Here is a 17748-nt window from a genome sequence, read left to right on the forward strand (position 1 = left end):
CAAAATATGCGGCACCCGACGCAGGAGGACGTCCGGCGCCTGAAACATGCATACACTTCCAGCTTAAACACATGCCAAGCCCTGTAGTATCAGCTAACACCTATGCTCAGCCGCCGGCTTGGAGCAGCAGCGAAAAAAGCCGGCAGCAGCCCTAGTTAAACTCTTTTCTTAGCTTTCAGCCAGTTGAAGTGCCTAGAAAGACCATCTAAATCAGGAAAAATTCCTTCCTCATTGATATTGTATAGATTTAACTCATCAATGATTTCTTGCTTGTCCGCGCAAGGAATTATTATCTTTTTTAGCCTTTGGCCGATAAAAGGCTTTCCAATTTCACCAAACTCAATTGACTCTCTAGGATTTGGATGATAAGTAAATCTTCCGTTTTGCCTTACGATTCTTGCCGCCAACCCACGAGGAATATAATGCTTTATCTCTTTTTCCTCTCTGTAGTCAAAGCGCTCTTCCTCGATCACGTTGCTTGGAAAAAATAGATAGATAGCAGCATCCTTATTAGGTTTCTCTTTACAGGCGAAATACGTAGCCACTAGCGGGTTATTTGACCAATCCAAGAGTCTCGTGGCCAATCCGTGATGCTGAGCAATAGCTAAACATTCCAAATCATTTTCCGGAAGTCTGTCGTAGGCGATGGCTTTATTCCGCCATATCGAAAACATTGCCCAGTCGGATCCACCACGACAATCAAATTCGGATCTCCCAACTTTGGGCACCAAAGGCCAGCTTTCGTCTGCTTGCCCTCGAAATAACCAGCCGCCAACGCCCTCAACCGAACGGTACTGTCGAAAAATAGCTTGTAGTTCTTGAAGAGAACCTGCGCTGTAATGAACAGTATCGTCAGACACTCTGATTTCACTCATTAAATCTCAGCCACTTGATTGAATTTCAACGCCGACAGCATGCGCGGCTTTGTAGTGGAGGCGAATCCGCAACGAATAAGGCGTCGCATTACCTGGCCTTGTTAAGAGCTTAGTTGATAGCTCCACTCACGATGCCTAGCCCGGTCTGGCTTGTTGTACTCAGGGCGATACCACAGCGCAAGCGACACTAAGATAACCGAGTTAATGTATAGCTGACGTGCATTACCGTCTAATCTGGTCCCATCCGGCGTATTCGCGTGCAAGTTATTACAGAGGTCATATACCTTGTTGTCTGTAAATGTGAGTCCATGAACCTGATGAGCGAATTCATTTCTGATGCGCCTGATAAGCTCACACTCCTTGTACTTAAGCTCTGTGATCAGATCTAGACAATACGCCATTTTTATACGTGTGCTGAACGAACCAAGGGGAGCATTACTTCCCTTGATTAATTCGTTGGATTCCTTACATTCGATAAAATGAGACTCCAAAAGTCTATGTAGCCGCTCATCAATTAAAGCCGCACCGACCAAGGCTGATCCTCGATCAGTCTCACCCTGAAATTCACCGAGGAACTGCGAGAAATAGTTCACGTCCTCATCGCGCACTGGACTCACCTTTTGCCCTTAGAAGGTATTACACTGCAGACTCGTATATTTACTTGAACTCGCACGCAGCCTCTGCAGGAAGGGCCACTCTGGGTCGTTAGAAGACATTTTATTCAAATTTCGATTGCATTCATTCGCATTAAATATAAAGCTGCAAATAAACTGATATTCACCACGATCTGACTCCACATATCTTCAAACCATGTACATGCAGCATCAAGCGTGATGGGGTGTATTCGGCGACAGCCCATAACCTCAAAAAGACCATACTAATGCACGTCAACTAAATGTCACTTATCTTTACATTGGCTATTGGTCGATGCATGCCGAGCGCCGATCTATAGTTGATCGTCAAAAAGCGGCAAGGTCGCGAGATTGAAGCCATCCCTTGAAGAGATGGCTTGGAGGGGTCAGGAAAAACACGTGAGGCCAGTGAATGAGCTGGTGGCGATCATGAGGTGCCACGAACCAGGCGTCGACGCTTAATGCAGGGTGATACGAATGAAACGGGTGAGAGCGCTATCGAATATTTAAATCATGGCGGGGGCGTTGGATATCCTGCCCGTTGATGATGATAACGGCTCTGGTACTACGGCGGACTGACCCGACAGAAGGTATGCATCCTTAATAGTGATATCGAAGCTGCGCAATCATCAGCGCGTCGTCTGTCACTTTATAAACAATTCGATGCTCGTCGTTGATTCGCCGGGACCAATAACCTGAAAAGCCGTGTTTGAGCGGCTCCGGCTTGCCCATACCTTCAAATGGCTGGCACTGGATTTCCCTGATCAGTTTGTTGATGCGCCCGAGCACCTTCTTGTCGGTTGTCTGCCAGTACAGGTCATCCTCCCAGGCATTCTCGGAAAACAGGCGCTTCACTCAAGAAGCGCCTTTTTCTGACCGTCGCCTTGCTCCAGCTCGGCCATGGACTCCAGCAGGCGGCGGGCGTTTTTGGGTGAGCGCAGAAGATAGGCGGTTTCCTGCAGGGCCTCGTAGTCTTCCAGCGAGAGCATGACCACCGAAGGCGCCTTGCTGCGCGTGATGACGATGGGCGCGTGGTCTTCACACACCTGTTCCATGGTTTTGGACAGCTGGCTTCTGGCAGCGGTATAGCTGATGGCATCCACGATGTTTTCTCCTGTACAGATTCTTGTACGTACCAATAAGGCGCGCAATGGCTTTTCACTGCTGCCGGTCGTGCAGGCATTTTCGAGATACTGACGGTAATGGAAACACCACACCGGTCGTCGCCCAGCAGGCAATGACCAACGCCCGCCAGCCGTAAAAGTGCATCGCACCAGGCGGTGTCGAAGCCTCAAACGCGGGCGAAGACATGGCCAGCCGATGCGCCTGATAGTCCGCCAGCACTTCGTGGGCGGCCTCAATATCCCGCGGGGCAACCTGCACTTTCACGCCGCCCAGCGCGGTCTCCCACATCCACTGCATCGTCATCAGATGCTCGTCGATGATGAAGGCCGTAACACCGCGGGATTCAAGCAGCCCCTTGAGCAAATGGGCTTCATGGGGAAAGGTGACACGGGCAAGCGTCACGAGCGGACCGGTGGACATGACAGAACTCCACGAGCATGGCGGTCACCCCAGTGTAGCGCGGTCACTTTAGTGGATACGAATTAAACGGCCGACAGAATTGTCAGCCGTGTATGCCATGGCAAGGAGGTTAGAACGAGTACGTCAGCGTCGCCGTGGCGCTGCGCGGCGCCCCATAGACGCCATAGGTACCGAGATAGCCATAGTACTCCTTGTCGAACAGGTTCTTGATGTTGGCCTGTAGCGACAGATCAGGCGTGAACTGATAACGCCCGAACAGATCCACTATTGCGAAACTGCCCTCCTGAACACGCGTGGTGCCTCCGTCCGGGTTGGCGATATCGCTGAAGGTGCGATTCTGCCAGTTCACACCGCCGCCAACGGTCAGCTTCTCCCATTGCGGAACGCGATAGCTCGAGAAAAGCTTGATCTGTGTCCGCGGCTGGTTGGTATTGACGCCACCTTCATCGTTTTTCGCAGTGTAGCGAGTGATGCCCAGCGTTGTGTCGAGACGCTCAGTCACGGCGCCGTTGAGTTCAAAATCAAATCCTTCGCTGACAACCCCTCTGGCAGCCGTATAGGCCTGGTCTCCGGTGCCCGGTACGGTGGTATTACCATCGGCCTGGGCGACGTTGTCCTGCTCTAGGCGGAATATGGAGAAGGACGCTGTCAGACGGTCGTCATACCAGCCTGCCTTGAGACCGGTCTCGTAGTTCTTGCCGGTAATGGGATCAAGATAGGCACCACTGCTGTCGCGATAGTCCTGCGGCATGAAGATTTCGGTGTAGCTGGCAAAGGCCGACCAGGTATCGTTGATGTCGTACACCAGCCCGCCATAGGGAATGACTTCTTCATGATGTCGAGAGGATTGCAGGCCATCGTTTTGCCAGTCGGTATATCGCGCGCCAAGAATCAGGGTCAGCGGATCGGCCAAAGATAGTCGGGCAGCCGTATAAAAGGCACGCTGTCGAGTCACGTCATCCACCTGAGTGTTCATTTCTCCCCACTCGGGTTCATCGATGCGACCGTTGAACCGGTGAATATCTACCGATGATGTATCAACAGGCAGGTAGGCACCTGTATGGCGGGTGTGCTGACGGTTGTAGCTGAGGCCCGCGACCAGCTCGTGCTCACGGCCAAGCAGTTCAAAGGGGCCATTAACGTAGGTGTCCACGGCGTCCATTCGACGTGTGCTTTCATATCGTCCCGCCCCGCTGTTGAGTCCCAGTCCGGATTGGCGGTCAGGAAAGCCATACATGTATAAAAGCCTGCTGTCGCTATCGAGCGTTGCATGGGTGGCCACCCCTCGCAGCTCCCAGCCGTTATCGAACTGATGATTCAGCTCGGCAAAGACCTTTTGTGAATCGTAATCATAAAAGGACCAGCGAGGCGCGACGCTGAAATCGCGATCAAAATCCGTACGGCCACCATCGCGGTAAAGCATCGGTAACCCGCCCCATGTCACATCGTTCTGATGGGTATTCTGGTACTCATACCCAAGCGATACGGTCGTACTGTCGGTCACATCCGCATCAATCACGGCGTAGCCAAACTTCTTGCGCTCGCTGAAGCGGTCCAGAATCCCGTTGCCATCTTCATAACCGCCGACAAAGCGCGCCCGCACGTTGCCTGAGTCGGTCAACGGGGTCTGCGCATCAATCACCGTACGGCCATGCCCCCGACTTCCCAACTCACCGGAAATGGTTCCCGTGGGCTCGCGAGCGTCTGCATGCTTTCGCACGAAGTTGACCGAGGCGCCCGGATTGCCGGCACCGGTCAGCAGTCCGTTGGCGCCACGAACGATCTCGACGCGGTCATAGATGGCGCTATCCAGCGCCGCATCCCCCATATACCACTGACCCTGAACCGTCGTCGGGATGTTGTCGAACTGGTAAGTGTTAATGAAAAACCCGCGGGAATAAAAACTTCGCCGGGTACTGTCAACGGGTGAGACAGAAATACCCGTCGCACTGTTCAGGATGTCTTCGGCATTGTTGAGGTTCTGATCCTTCATGCGCTGCTCGGTTACCACACTGACAGACTGCGGAATCTCCTTCGGTGAGAGAGACAGGCGTGTACCAGCCCTGATCGAGCGCCGGGTATAGCCCACGCTGTCGTAAAGACTGGTGGCCGTGACGGTAACCGTATTGATGGCGGTGTCATCGGCCTGAGCCATGACGGGGGTGATCAGGCAGGCGCCGGTGGTCACGATCGTCAGGGCGTGACGACCGCAGGATGGCTTTTTCATGGTGTCCCTTGCTGACGCGCCTGGCGCGCCGGTTATCGGTGTTATGGCCACGCGATTTTGATGAGCCTCCAGATGCAAAGTCAACTCATGCGAAAATTATTCTCATTTTCATTTGAAAAAAGTGTTATGACCCCGCCATTTGTTAACCATAGAAATATTTGAAGTTAACCAGAGACGCTGGCAAAGTCGTCGTTATCTTTTATTTTTGAAAAGGTTAACAGCGCCATGCCCACCACTCGCTCCAATGCCGCCACCGCCGAGTCCTTTCGTCATGACTGGCAGCGCCACGAGATCGAGGCGCTGCTGACCCTGCCCTTCAATGACCTGCTGTTTCGGGCACAGAGCGTGCACCGTCAGCACTTCGACCCCAACGCCGTCCAGATCTCCACACTCTTGTCGATCAAGACCGGCGCCTGCCCGGAGGACTGTAAGTACTGTCCGCAGTCCGGGCATTACAACACCGGCCTTGAGCGCGAAAAGCTCATGCAGGTCGAGGCCGTACTGGAAGAGGCGCGTCGGGCGAAGGAGGTCGGGGCGAGTCGTTTCTGCATGGGCGCGGCCTGGAAGAATCCGCGTGCGAAGGACATGCCTTACGTGCTGGAGATGGTGCGCGGCGTGCGTGCCATGGGGCTTGAAACCTGCATGACGCTGGGCATGCTGACCCGGGACCAGGCCGAAGCACTCGAAGACGCCGGCCTTGATTACTACAACCACAATCTGGACACCTCACCGGAGTACTACGGCGAGATCATCACCACGCGCACCTACGCCGACCGGCTTGAAACGCTCGATCACGTGCGTCAGGCCGGCATGAAGATCTGCTCCGGCGGCATTCTCGGTATGGGCGAGAGCGTCAATGACCGCGCAGGCCTGCTGCAGCAGCTCGCCAACCTGCCCACGCACCCCGAAAGCGTGCCGATCAACATGCTGATCCGCATCGAAGGCACGCCGCTGGCTCAGGTCGAAGATCTCGACCCGATCGACTTCATTCGCACCATCGCCGCCGCCCGGATTCTGATGCCCGCCTCTCACGTGCGTCTGGCCGCCGGACGCGAACTGATGAGCGACGAGACCCAGACCCTGGCCTTTTTCGCTGGCGCCAACTCGATTTTCTACGGCGAACGCCTGCTGACCGCGCAGAATCCGCAGGCCGCCCATGATCAACGCCTGTTTGAGCGGCTGGGGCTCTATCCGGAGCAGCGGCACGATGTCGATGACGCCACCCACGAGGCGGTGCTGGATCAGCAGCTTTACCAGGCGCGCGTAGCCGCCATGACCACCGATGCCGCCACCCATTAAGAGGGACAGCATCGAGATGAGTACCTTCGAGCGTGCCCTGCACCATCGCCTCGAGCAGCAAAGGGCAGCCGGGCGTTATCGCCTGCGGCGCAGCCAGCGCGATGCCGGCGTGCATACCCGGATCGATGACCGGGACGTGCTGACCTTTTGCAGCAACGACTATCTGGGACTGGCCACGCACCCGCGTGTGGTGGAGGCCCTGTGTAACGGCGCACGCCAGCATGGCGCCGGCGGTGGCGCCTCGCACCTGGTCAACGGTCATCAGGAGGTTCATGACCGGCTGGAAGCCCGGCTGGCACAGTGGACCGGGCGAGAACGAGCGCTGTTGTTCTCCTGCGGCTACAAGGCCAACCTGGGGGTCATCTCGGCGCTGATGTCCCGCGGCGGCCACGTTGTTCATGACCGGCTCAACCACGCTTCGCTGCTGGATGGCACCCGGCTGTCCGGCGCGCGTCTGCATCGCTTCACCCATGGGGACGTCGCAGCCGCAGCACAAACGCTGGCAGGGCTTCCACCGGACGCCGACCGGCTGCTGGTCAGCGACGGTGTCTTCAGCATGGATGGCGACTGCGCCGACGTGAACGCGCTGGCCCGCCTGGCCGAGCGTCACGACACCCCGTTGATGATCGATGATGCCCACGGACTGGGCGTACTGGGCGCCTCCGGTGCCGGCACGCTGGAGGCGCAGAACGTTCCCCTTGATCAGGTGCCCATTCTGGTCGGCACGCTGGGCAAGGCGCTGGGCACCCAGGGCGCCTTTGTGGCCGGCAGCCACGCCCTGATCGAGTCCCTGATCCAGTTCGCCAAGCCCTTTGTCTATACCACCAGCCTCTCGCCGGCGCTGGCCGCGGCCACGCTGGCCTCGCTTGAGATCGTGCAGTGCGAGCCCGAACGGCGCGCCTATCTGCACCGCCTGATTCAGCGGTTTCGACAGGAACTGACCTCTCTGGCGCTGCCCGGCATCACGCTGATGCCCTCCGAGACGCCCATTCAACCGCTGCTGATCGGCAGCGAGCAGGCAGCGACGGCGCTGTCCGAACGTCTTTATGAAAAAGGCATCCTGTGCACCGCCATTCGCCCGCCGACGGTGCCGACGGGGCACTCACGGCTGCGCGTGACGCTGTCGGCGGCCCACACGCAGGCCGACCTGGATCGACTGCTCGAAACCCTAGCGCGCTGCTGTCGGACAGTGACTTCATGATGACCGCCTCTCCAACCCTGATCCTGCTGCCCGGGTGGGCCATGGCGCCCTCTTCGATGACGGCGCTGGCCGATGAACTTGGAACGCGACTGCCCGGCTGGGTCATCGACTGCCCGCCCCTGCCGGCTACCAGCGATGACACCCTCGAGGTCTGGCTCGATGATCTTGATGCCCGCCTGCCCGAGCATGCCTGGCTGGCCGGCTGGTCGCTGGGCGGCATGCTTGCCATGGCGCTGGCCGACCGGCGCCGCGGGCACTGCCCCGGCGTTATCACGCTGGGCAGCAACTTAAGCTTCGTGACCCGACATGACTGGCGGTACGCCCTGCCGACGGCCACCCTCACGGCCTTTCAGGGCCGCTGGGCAAGCGCCCCGGAAAAGACCCGGTCACGCTTTTTCGCGCTGGTGGCCCGCGGCAGCGCCTCGTACGCCTCCATGATCCGCCAGCTTGAGCAGCATGCGGCAACCCTCACCATTGAGCAGGCACTGGCCGGGCTGTCGCTGCTGGCGCACATCGATCTGCAGACGCAGCTCGCCCCTGGTCTCTGCCCGAGGCTGCACCTTTTTGCCGAGCTTGATGCGCTGGTGCCCTCACATGCCGGTGAGGCCATTCACGAGTGGCAACCCGATAACAGCACGGTCCGTCAGCTGGCCGACACCGGCCATGCCTTTGTGATGGAGCACCCGGAAGCGTGCGCCCGACACATGGTGGCCTTTATCAAGCAAAGCGGGACAGGAGATGTCCATGAGTACTGAGGCGACCCTGCCCCTCAAGCACCGCATCGCGACTAGCTTCTCAAGGGCAGCACCTCACTATGACCACCACGCCGGTCTTCAGCGCGAGGTGGCCGATGATCTGCTTCGCGCCCTGCCGACAAGAGCCATGCCTCAGCGTCTGGCAGATGTCGGCTGCGGCACCGGCTACGTCACCCGCGGACTGCGCGCGCGCTATCCCGAGGCCACCATTACCGGCATTGACCCGGCCCCCGGCATGCTTGAGGAAGCAGCCCGCCGTCACGGCCATGGTCGGTTGTATTGGCAGTCGGGCGAGGCCGAACAGCTGCCTTTTGCAGACGAGTGTCTGGACATGGTGGTGTCCAGCCTGGCCATTCAGTGGTGTGCCACACCAGAAGGTTTTCTCAGGGAAGCCGAGCGCACGCTGCGCCCGGGCGGCTGGCTGGCCTTCACCACTCTGCTTGATGGCAGCCTCAACGAGCTGAAAACCGCCTTTTCAATGATTGAGGACCGTGCGGCGGTCAATGCCTTTCTCACGCATGAGGCGCTCTCGGTCCATCTCCAGGCCAGTCCACTCACGCTTCATACCCTAAAGGTCAGGGATCACCGGGTCTTTCATGACAGCGCCGCCGCCAGTCTGCGGGCGCTGAAGGCCGTGGGCGCTGCCACCCCGGACAGACCGGCACCGCAGGGGCTGATGAGCCGCCGACACTGGGCGGGCGTCACGCAGTCCCTGGAGCGCTTTCGCACCCCGATGGGGCTGCCCACCACCTATCGGGTGGCGCTGGTCCTCATGCAAAAACCTGGAGATCTCCCATGACGGATCACACCTCTGGTCCCTCCCCTTCGGCCTTTTTCGTGACCGGCACCGATACCGATGCCGGCAAGACCCTGATCGCCTCGGGCCTTTTGAGCGCGGCACGTACCCGCGGGCTGACGACCGCCGCCGGCAAGCCCGTCGCGTCCGGCAGCCAGCGCACCTCGCAGGGCCTGCGCAACGCCGATGCTCTGGCCCTGCAGGCCCAGTGCGAGCCTGCGCTTTCTTACGAGGCGGTCAATCCAGTGGCGTTTGAACCGGCCATTGCACCGCATATTGCGGCCAGTGAGGCCAGAAACAGGCTCTCGGTGGCGTCGCTTCTGACGCCCATGCAGACGCTGCTGGCCGCCAGCGCCGACTTCACCCTGATCGAAGGCGCCGGCGGCTGGCGCGTGCCTTTAAGCGATGACGCCTGCCTCTCCGATCTGGCCGTGGCGCTGGATCTGCCGGTCATTCTGGTGGTCGGTGTGCGGCTTGGCGCCATCAATCACGCCCGGCTGACGCTGGAGGCCATCGAGCGAGATGGCCTGAGGGTCGCCGGCTGGGTGGCCAATGTGGTGGATGGCGACACCTCACGCCTGGTCGCCAATCTGGCCACGCTTGAATACTGGTTGAGCCGACGCGGCGGCATTCCCTGCCTGGGCCTGGTCCCTCACCTTGTCGCCCCGAGCCCCGAGCGGGTCGGCGCCTGTCTTGATCTCGATATTTTGCTGGAGCCTCATGAACGATAACGCCACATGGATGCAGCGCGATCTCGCCAGTCTCTGGCATCCCTGCACACAGATGAAGGATCACGAGACCCTGCCGGTCACGCCCATTCGCTCGGGCAAGGGGGTATGGCTTACGGATTTCGAAGGCAATCGCTATCTGGATGCGATCAGCTCCTGGTGGGTCAATATCCTCGGCCACGCCAACGAGCGCATCAACGCGCGCATCAAGACCCAGCTCGACACGCTCGAACACGTCATCCTGTCGGGCTTTACCCATCAGCCGGTGATCGAGCTGTCCGAGCGGCTGGGACGACTGGCCCCCGACGGTCTGGGGCACTGCTTCTACGCCGACAATGGCTCCTCGGCGATCGAGGTGGCGCTCAAGATGAGCTACCACTACTGGCACAACCAGGGACGTCCGGAGAAACGGCGCTTTCTGACCATCACCAATGGCTACCACGGCGAGACGCTGGGCGCGCTCTCCGTCGGCGACGTGGCGATTTTCACCGACACCTATCGCTCGCTGCTGCTGGATGTGATCAAGGTACCGGCGCCGGACGGCTTTGGCCTGCCGCGCGATCAGTGGATCGATCAGGCCCGGGCAGCCTTTGCCCACATGGAAGCCGCGCTCGAGCGTCATGGCGAGGAACTGGCCGCGGTCATCGTTGAGCCATTGATCCAGTGTGCCGGCGGCATGCGCATGTACCCGCCGGAATATCTGACCTGGCTGCGCGAGGCCTGCGACCGCCACAACGTGCAGCTGATATTTGATGAAATCGCCGTCGGCTTCGGGCGCACCGGCACGATGTTCGCCTGCGAGCAGGCCGGCGTACGCCCGGACTATCTGTGTCTGTCCAAGGCAATCACCGGCGGCTATCTGCCACTATCGGTGGTGATGACCACTGATGACATCTACGCCGCCTTTTATGATGACTATTCAACGCTGCGGGCCTTTCTGCACTCGCACAGCTACACCGGCAACCCGCTGGCCTGTGCTGCGGCGCTGGCCACGCTCGACATTCTCGAAGACGACGACGTGATCGCCACCAATCGCGACAAGTCAGCGCGCATCGAGCAGGTGACGGCACCCCTGCGCGAGCATCCGCACGTCGGCGATGTGCGCCAGACCGGCATGGTGGTCGCCATCGAAATGGTGAAGGACAAGGCGACGCTCGAACCCTATGACTTTCGCGAACGCCGCGGCCTGCGAGTCTTTCAGCATGCCATGTCCCGCGGAGCCATGCTGCGCCCGCTGGGCAACGTCATCTACTGGATGCCGCCCTACGTGATTACCCCCGAGGAGATCGATTTTCTCGGCGAGGTCACTCGCGAAGGACTGGAGGTCGCCACCGGGCAATAGCCCGTTAACCCGCGGGCCCTGATTCGACAGCCGAATCAGGGCTCACTACTATCGAAACATGAAAGATCGAAACGGCCACCGCAGACAGGCGTCAGGTCATGGGTGGCAAGGATCGTTACTTTCAGGGGCCGCATTAAAAAAGACGATCACGTCACACCATCGGTGGTAGACAGATGTCCGATAAAAAAATGAGCACAGCGCAGAACAAAATGCCGACGACAGGGAAGACGCGCAGGACCACGCCTCGAGTCGAAATGAACAGGAGCAGATTGCCCAGCCCTATTCCCACGAAGAGCAGGCCGAAAGCTGCGAGGCCGAAGAACGCGAGCTGAGCTCGAAGCGGCTGGTCGTGCTCGGGCTGGCCGCACTGGGCATCTCCTACGGCGATATCGGTACCAGCCCTCTCTACGCACTGCGCGAATGCTTTCGCGGCGCCAACCACCTGACACCCAGCGATGCCAATGTGCTGGGCATTCTGTCACTGATCTTCTGGGCACTGATTCTGGTCGTCTCGACCAAGTACATGCTGTTTGTCACCCGCGCCAATAATAACGGCGAAGGCGGCATGCTGGCGCTGGTGGCCCTGCTCAACCCCTGGCGCAAGAATGCCGGGCCTCACTCCAAATGGCTGCTTCGGCTCGGCATTTTCGGCACCGCCCTGCTGTACGGCAGTTTCATGCTGACGCCAGCGATATCGGTCTCCAGCGCCGTGGAAGGCCTGAATGTGGCCACCACGGTCTTCGAGCCCTATGTCATTCCGATCACGATCGCCATTCTCGTGGCGCTGTTTGCCATTCAGTCACGCGGTACCGAAACCGTTGGGCGCTTTTTCGGCCCGGTGATGGTGGTGTGGTTCACAACGCTCGCCTCACTCGGGATCTACGGCATTGTTCAGGAGCCCGGCGTGCTCGCGGCCGTCAACCCGCTGCGGGCCATCGAGTTCTTCAGCATCAACCACTGGACAGGCTTTGTGGTGCTGGGTGCGGTCTTTCTGGTGGTGACCGGCGGCGAGGCGATGTATGCCGACATGGGGCATTTCGGCCGGCGCCCGATCCAGCTGGCCTGGTTCGGGCTCGTTCTGCCGGCGCTTTTGCTCAACTATTACGGCCAGGGCGCGATACTGATCCACTCCCAGGGCCAGTCCGCCAGCCAGCCGTTTTACAACCTTGCGCCGCACTGGGCGCTTTATCCGCTCGTCGGCCTGGCGACCATCGCGACCGTCATTGCCTCGCAGGCCGTCATTTCAGGGGCCTTCTCGCTGACCCGTCAGGCGGTCCAGCTCGGCCAGCTGCCGCCGATGCGCCTGTTTCAGACCTCCTCGGAAGAGTACGGTCAGATTTATGTGCCGACCCTGAACTGGCTACTCATGCTGGCCACCATCGGGCTTGTGCTCGGTTTTCGGACCTCGACCAATCTGGCCTGGGCCTACGGCGTGGGCATCTCCTTTGCCATGACCATCACCACGGTGCTGGCGTTTTTCATCATGCGCGAGCGCTGGGAGTGGCCACTGTGGGTGGCCGGACCGATGACCGTGGCCTTTTTGCTGGTCGATCTGCCGTTTTTCGGCGCCAACCTGCTCAAGGTGCCCCACGGCGGCTGGTTCCCGGTATTGACTGCGGTGGCCATGTTCACGCTGATGAGCACCTGGCAGCGCGGGCGTGAGCTTTTGAGTCGCCGGCTCATGCATGATGAAAAGCAGGAGGAAGACAACGCCGACGAATCGGCCCCGCTTGAGGCGTTCGTGCGTGAGCTGGCTGACAGCGAGACCATCCGTGTCGAGGGCACCGCCATTTTCCTGACCGGCAGCGATGCCGGTACTTTGCCGATGCTTCACCATCACCTGCAGCACAATCACGTGCTGCATGAACGTGTACTGCTTTTGACCGTTCGCACCGAGGACGCCCCTCGTGTTCCGGCCGCCGAGCGCCTTGAAATCGATGATCTGGGCCAGGGCGTCTACCGGGTGATCGTGCACTACGGCTTCATGCAGACCCCCAACGTCCCGGTGGCAGTACGGTTTGCCGAACGATTCGGCCTTGAAGTGGACATGGAACAGGTCACCTTTTATATCGGCCGGGCGACAATCATTCCCACCGACGAGGTTCCGGGCATGATGCTCTGGCGCGAGAAGCTGTTTGCCTTCATGGCGCGCAACGCCATCCAGCCCACGTCGTATTACAAGGTGCCCCCGCAGCGGGTCATCGAGCTTGGCCTGCGTGTGGAGATCTGATCAATATCGACGGCGAAGACCACCAGGCAGGGAAAGACATCGCATGTCACGACTTCTACTGTTGAGCAGCGCCATGGCCGGCGATACCGGCTACCTGGGCTATGCTCGCCCTCTGATCAGGGATTTTCTCGGAGCCATTCCGACGCCGGCCACGCAGGCACTGTTCATCCCGCATTCGTCGGTCAGCCGGTCCTTTGACACGTATCTTGAGAACGTGCGTACCGCGCTTGATCTCGGCGGCATCACTCTGGAAAGCCTTCATGACAGCGACGATCCGGGGGCGGCCATTTGCCACGCCGAGGCACTGATTGTCGGCGGTGGCAATACCTTTGCGCTGGTCAGCCGGCTTTACGAGCTGGGTCTGATGGACATCATTCGCAAGCGCGTGGGTGAGGGCCTGCCCTATATTGGCTGGAGCGCCGGGGCCAATATCGCCGGTCCGACCCTGTGCACCACCAATGACATGCCAATCGTCGAGCCGCCGAGCTTCCGAACCCTTGAGCTGGTGCCCTTTCAGATCAACCCTCACTTCACCGCCGGCAAGAGCGCCGGACATCACGGTGAAAGCCGAGAAGAGCGTCTGACCGAGTATCTGAGGCTCAATCCGGAAAGTAGAGTCATCGCTCTGCCGGAAGGCACTGCCCTGCAAAGGGAAGGTGACAGGCTGGAACTGCTCGGTGATCAGGATGCCTGGCTCTTTACCGCTCAGGGCGTACAAGTGCTGCCAGCAGGCCAGCCCTGCAATGGGTTGATTGGAGCAAACCGTGACCCATGAGCAATGCGCATCTTGCCCGAATGCCGGCAAGGTGCCATCGTCATGACAGGACCGGGCGCGCAGGGCGCCCGATGGACAACGACAGGAGCGTGTACGGTGTTTATTGCCATGAACCGTTTTCGGGTCAATCCAGAGCGTGTGGAGGAGTTCGAGAAGCTCTGGCTGGAGCGTGAAACCCACCTGCAGGGCCTGCCCGGTTTCGTCGAGTTTCATATGCTGCGCGGGCCCTCCGAGGAGGATCACGTGCTCTATGCTTCGCACACCATCTGGCGCTCGCGTGCGGACTTCGAGGCCTGGACCCACTCCGAGGCCTTTCGCGCCGCCCATGCCAATGCCGGCCAGAGTCGCCGCGAGGGGCTTTATCTGGGACCGCCGAAATTCGAAGGGTTTGAGGTCATTCAGACCATCAGCGAGACGAACCACGACTGAGCGCGTGACGGCCTGTTCTGCTACGGAGCATTTCAATGAGTGATCATGCCGATAGACGGCTTCTGGCCGTCGTCACCGGTGCCAATACGGGGCTGGGGTTTGAAACCGCGCGCGCCCTGATGCATCAGCACTATCGGGTCATCGTGGCCGCCCGTAATGAAGCAAAAGGACAGGCCGCCGTCGAGGCGCTGCGGGCCGAGTCTCCCAAGGCCGATGTGCGCCTTGAGCTGCTCGATCTCAATCGGCTGACGTCGGTGCGCGAGTTTGCCCGGCGCGTGCAGACGCAGGAACCGTCACTGGATCTTTTGATCAACAATGCCGGCGTCATGGCGCTGCCTGAGCGTGAGCTGACAGAAGAGGGGTTCGAGCGTCAGCTCGGCGTCAATTATCTGGGTCACTTCCTGCTGACAAGCCTTTTGCTGCCGCAACTGATGCACGCCGCCGCCCCAAGAGTGGTCCAGCTTTCAAGCCTGGCTCACCGGGGCGGGCAGATTGACTTCGATGATCTGCAGGGTGAGCGACATTACGATCCCTGGCGAGCCTATCGTCAGTCGAAGCTGGCCATGCTGATGTTCAGCCAGACCCTTCAGCGTCACAGCAATCAGGAGCTGTGGGGGCTGGACAGCCTAGCAGCGCACCCGGGGCTGTCGCGCACGGCCCTTTTTAACCACGGTGTGAAAAGCCGCCCGCTGGTGGGCACGCTGTTCAGACTGGCCATGCCGCTTCTGAGCCAGAACGCGACCGAGGGCGCACGTCCCACGATTCATGCCGCCACCTCCAGCGATATACGACCCGGTGACTATTTCGGCCCCGATGGTCCGGGAGAGACGCGCGGTGCTCCCAAACGCGCCCGCATGTCGCAGGCGGCCCGCGATCAGGCACAGGGTGAGCGACTCTGGCAGCGCTCCTGTGAACTGACCGGCGCTGAATGGTCTGCCTGACCCCGTCGTTCACTCTCCTCTCTCGACATGCCGGCCTGCGACATCACGTCCCGGGCCACCGGCTGGCGAGCGGTTCGATCTACTGCTTTATTGAAGACCCCTGAAGCGTTGCCATGGACAGCACGCTACCTGCCAACCAAAGGGAGTCGATCATGGGCAGAATTGATAAGCGCATTGCCGTTGTGACCGGGGCCGCTACCGGTATCGGGGCCGCCACGGCGAAGCTGTTTGCCGAGGAAGGGGCCTCCGTCCTTTGCGCCGACGTCGACGAAAACGAGATCAAGCGCACGGTCAGCGACATCCAGGCCTCCGGCGGGAAGGCCGAAGGCTACCGGCTGGATGTCGCAAGCGAAGAGGAAGTTCAACGCTTTGCCTAGCAGGTAAAGCGTGAGTACGGCCGACTCGATATCCTGTTCAATAATGCCGGCATCGATCAGGAAGGCGGCAAGCTGCACGAATATCCCACCGAACTGTTTGATCGCATCATCGCCACTGACCTGCGCGGTACCTTCCTGGTCAGCAAGTATCTGATCCCGCTGATGCTGGATCACGGTGGGTCGATCATCAACACCACTTCGATGTCGGCGTCTGCCGGCGATCTGGACCGCTCGGGCTATAACGCGGCCAAGGGCGGCGTCGCCAACATGACCAAAACGATGGCGATCGACTATGGCCGCAGCGGTATTCGTGTCAATGCGCTGGCTCCCGGCACCATCGAGACACCGCTGGTCAGCCACCTGGCCGGCAGCCCGGAAGAAGACAGCGGTCAACAGTTTCGAGAGGCCCAGAAGTGGGTCACGCCGATGGGGCGACTCGGCAAGCCCGAGGAGATGGCGAAGGTAGCGCTGTTTCTGGCCAGCGACGACAGCTCGTTTGTCACCGGCGAAACCATTCTCGCCGACGGCGGCGTAATGGCCTATACGTGGCCCGGCAAGATGCTTTTTGAAAAGGGCTGGAAACCCGACTGATGCCCCCTAAAAAGCGCCCGCCAGGGCGCTTTTTGTTTCTGTAAGGCGACTGCTCTGATCCCAAAGAGGGTTTTCCGGCCATGATCGGGATGCGTAGGATAGAGGTTCCTTCGCCATGAGAGCGGCCATGCGTTACTCCCTGATCGTGATTGCAAGCCTTGTTGCCAGTCTGAGCCTTCCCTCTGCTCAGGCCTCCGAGACCACTCAACGCGCCATGGCGCAGCAAAAGGCACGGGTGCTCGAACAGCGCGCCTCCAACGAGGGCGGCGTTCAACCGCCGCCGCCTGACGTGCGCCTGACCCCGGGCGGAACGAAGGCCATCGACCCAAACGGCCAGGCGCCTCTCGATGACGCCGTTACCTGTCTGGCCCGCTCCATCTACTGGGAAGCCAAGGGCACCAATGCCCGGGAGATGGAGGCCGTCGCCAATGTGATCATGAACCGCCTTGGCAGCAGCGGCTTCCCCACGACGCTGTGCGGCGTGGTACAGGAGGGTTCGGAAACCGGCAGCTGTCAGTTCTCATGGTGGTGCGATGGCCGCCCGGATGAGGCCAAAGAGCCCGAGGAGTACGCCGCCGCGCGTGAGATCGCCCGACGCGCCCTCAATGGCAGCCTGCTGGACCGCACCCACGGGGCGCTGTTTTTCCATCATCGCGGCATCACCCCGGCATGGGCTTCAAGCTTTGTCCTGACCGCGAAAACCGGCGAATTTTTGTTTTATCGACCGTAACGCCATGCCTTCGAGAACGATGACGGGCACCGCTGCCCGTCATTCCCCGCACCCTGCCGCTTCTGCAGGCATGAAAGCCTTTCTCGCCTTGCGACACAAGAACCTGAGCATGAAGCATGACATCGTGGAAACCGGCAGCGGCCCGATGCTGATGTCATCAGCGCTGAAGGGTTAATCAAACCTTTTTCAGACTTAACTCTCCTCCGTCAGGCCTGCCATAAGCACTTCTGCCAGGGCCGTCATCACCTACTGATCTAGCGTTCACAGGCCACCGG

Annotated in this window: 17 protein-coding genes and 1 pseudogene; 12 read left to right on the forward strand and 6 right to left on the reverse strand. The window is 59.7% G+C overall.

Annotation, left to right across the window (positions count from 1 at the left end):
- Positions 1-155 precede the first annotated feature (155 nt).
- From B9G99_RS04925 to fhuE, 6 genes are all read right to left on the reverse strand, one after another.
- The gene (locus tag B9G99_RS04925) at positions 156-875 is read right to left on the reverse strand and encodes an FRG domain-containing protein (RefSeq protein WP_086621001.1); all 720 of its coding nucleotides are present in this window, start codon (positions 873-875) and stop codon (positions 156-158) included.
- Between the two features lie 101 nt (positions 876-976).
- Positions 977-1492 carry an MltR family transcriptional regulator gene (locus tag B9G99_RS17280; protein WP_418268954.1) on the reverse strand — a complete coding sequence of 172 codons (516 nt, stop codon included), beginning with the start codon at positions 1490-1492 and terminating at the stop codon, positions 977-979.
- Between the two features lie 615 nt (positions 1493-2107).
- Positions 2108-2362, reverse strand: coding sequence for a Txe/YoeB family addiction module toxin (locus tag B9G99_RS04935; protein ID WP_086621003.1), 255 nt, complete (start codon positions 2360-2362; stop codon positions 2108-2110).
- Positions 2359-2610, reverse strand: coding sequence for a type II toxin-antitoxin system Phd/YefM family antitoxin (locus tag B9G99_RS04940; protein ID WP_086621004.1), 252 nt, complete (start codon positions 2608-2610; stop codon positions 2359-2361). Before B9G99_RS04940 ends, B9G99_RS04935 begins: the two co-directional genes overlap by 4 nt.
- A 55-nt stretch (positions 2611-2665) precedes the next feature.
- Entirely contained in the window at positions 2666-3052 is a 387-nt protein-coding gene (locus B9G99_RS04945) for a putative signal transducing protein (RefSeq protein ID WP_086621005.1), read from the reverse strand.
- A gap of 109 nt (positions 3053-3161) precedes the next feature.
- Entirely contained in the window at positions 3162-5279 is a 2118-nt protein-coding gene (gene fhuE / locus B9G99_RS04950) for a ferric-rhodotorulic acid/ferric-coprogen receptor FhuE (protein WP_086621006.1), read from the reverse strand.
- A 225-nt stretch (positions 5280-5504) separates the two neighbouring features.
- Here fhuE and bioB point away from each other — a divergent pair, with 225 nt between their 5' ends.
- The 12 genes and pseudogenes from bioB to B9G99_RS05010 all read left to right on the forward strand — a co-directional run bounded on the left by bioB (position 5505) and on the right by B9G99_RS05010 (position 17473).
- Positions 5505-6578 (forward strand): biotin synthase BioB, encoded by a 1074-nt coding sequence (gene bioB / locus B9G99_RS04955; RefSeq protein WP_086621007.1) that lies wholly within the window; start codon positions 5505-5507, stop codon positions 6576-6578.
- A 16-nt stretch (positions 6579-6594) separates the two neighbouring features.
- Positions 6595-7779, forward strand: coding sequence for an 8-amino-7-oxononanoate synthase (bioF, locus tag B9G99_RS04960; RefSeq protein ID WP_086623294.1), 1185 nt, complete (start codon positions 6595-6597; stop codon positions 7777-7779).
- Positions 7776-8534 (forward strand): alpha/beta fold hydrolase, encoded by a 759-nt coding sequence (locus tag B9G99_RS04965; RefSeq protein WP_086621008.1) that lies wholly within the window; start codon positions 7776-7778, stop codon positions 8532-8534. The genes bioF and B9G99_RS04965 overlap by 4 nt, the downstream gene beginning before the upstream one ends.
- Positions 8524-9333 (forward strand): malonyl-ACP O-methyltransferase BioC, encoded by an 810-nt coding sequence (gene bioC / locus B9G99_RS04970; protein WP_158521445.1) that lies wholly within the window; start codon positions 8524-8526, stop codon positions 9331-9333. Before B9G99_RS04965 ends, bioC begins: the two co-directional genes overlap by 11 nt.
- Complete coding sequence (gene bioD / locus B9G99_RS04975; RefSeq protein WP_086621010.1) at positions 9330-10061, forward strand: dethiobiotin synthase; 732 nt, start codon at positions 9330-9332, stop codon at positions 10059-10061. The genes bioC and bioD overlap by 4 nt, the downstream gene beginning before the upstream one ends.
- Complete coding sequence (locus tag B9G99_RS04980) at positions 10051-11400, forward strand: adenosylmethionine--8-amino-7-oxononanoate transaminase (RefSeq protein ID WP_086621011.1); 1350 nt, start codon at positions 10051-10053, stop codon at positions 11398-11400. The genes bioD and B9G99_RS04980 overlap by 11 nt, the downstream gene beginning before the upstream one ends.
- A gap of 349 nt (positions 11401-11749) precedes the next feature.
- Entirely contained in the window at positions 11750-13630 is a 1881-nt protein-coding gene (locus B9G99_RS04985) for a potassium transporter Kup (protein WP_227875936.1), read from the forward strand.
- Between the two features lie 43 nt (positions 13631-13673).
- On the forward strand, positions 13674-14405 hold the full coding sequence (gene pepE / locus B9G99_RS04990) for a dipeptidase PepE (RefSeq protein WP_086621013.1): 732 nt from the start codon (positions 13674-13676) through the stop codon (positions 14403-14405).
- Positions 14406-14501: 96 nt separating this feature from the next.
- Positions 14502-14834, forward strand: coding sequence for a heme-degrading protein HmuQ (gene hmuQ, locus B9G99_RS04995; RefSeq protein ID WP_086621014.1), 333 nt, complete (start codon positions 14502-14504; stop codon positions 14832-14834).
- Positions 14835-14869: 35 nt separating this feature from the next.
- Positions 14870-15775 carry an oxidoreductase gene (locus tag B9G99_RS05000; protein ID WP_086621015.1) on the forward strand — a complete coding sequence of 302 codons (906 nt, stop codon included), beginning with the start codon at positions 14870-14872 and terminating at the stop codon, positions 15773-15775.
- Positions 15776-15927: 152 nt separating this feature from the next.
- Positions 15928-16743: pseudogene (locus B9G99_RS05005) on the forward strand (SDR family oxidoreductase).
- Between the two features lie 127 nt (positions 16744-16870).
- Entirely contained in the window at positions 16871-17473 is a 603-nt protein-coding gene (locus B9G99_RS05010) for a cell wall hydrolase (protein ID WP_086621016.1), read from the forward strand.
- Positions 17474-17748 lie beyond the last annotated feature (275 nt).

The organism is Kushneria konosiri (genome assembly GCF_002155145.1).
Taxonomy (GTDB): Bacteria; Pseudomonadota; Gammaproteobacteria; order Pseudomonadales; family Halomonadaceae; genus Kushneria; species Kushneria konosiri.

Bases quoted from the DNA above. Each gene is read 5' to 3' on its own strand.
- B9G99_RS04925 (WP_086621001.1), bottom strand. From the start codon at position 875: ATGAGTGAAATCAGAGTGTCTGACGATACTGTTCATTACAGCGCAGGT.
- B9G99_RS04945 (WP_086621005.1), bottom strand. From the start codon at position 3,052: ATGTCCACCGGTCCGCTCGTGACGCTTGCCCGTGTCACCTTTCCCCAT.
- fhuE (WP_086621006.1), bottom strand. From the start codon at position 5,279: ATGAAAAAGCCATCCTGCGGTCGTCACGCCCTGACGATCGTGACCACC.
- bioB (WP_086621007.1), top strand. From the start codon at position 5,505: ATGCCCACCACTCGCTCCAATGCCGCCACCGCCGAGTCCTTTCGTCAT.
- bioF (WP_086623294.1), top strand. From the start codon at position 6,595: ATGAGTACCTTCGAGCGTGCCCTGCACCATCGCCTCGAGCAGCAAAGG.
- B9G99_RS04965 (WP_086621008.1), top strand. From the start codon at position 7,776: ATGATGACCGCCTCTCCAACCCTGATCCTGCTGCCCGGGTGGGCCATG.
- bioC (WP_158521445.1), top strand. From the start codon at position 8,524: ATGAGTACTGAGGCGACCCTGCCCCTCAAGCACCGCATCGCGACTAGC.
- bioD (WP_086621010.1), top strand. From the start codon at position 9,330: ATGACGGATCACACCTCTGGTCCCTCCCCTTCGGCCTTTTTCGTGACC.
- B9G99_RS04980 (WP_086621011.1), top strand. From the start codon at position 10,051: ATGAACGATAACGCCACATGGATGCAGCGCGATCTCGCCAGTCTCTGG.
- pepE (WP_086621013.1), top strand. From the start codon at position 13,674: ATGTCACGACTTCTACTGTTGAGCAGCGCCATGGCCGGCGATACCGGC.
- B9G99_RS05000 (WP_086621015.1), top strand. From the start codon at position 14,870: ATGAGTGATCATGCCGATAGACGGCTTCTGGCCGTCGTCACCGGTGCC.
- B9G99_RS05010 (WP_086621016.1), top strand. From the start codon at position 16,871: ATGCGTTACTCCCTGATCGTGATTGCAAGCCTTGTTGCCAGTCTGAGC.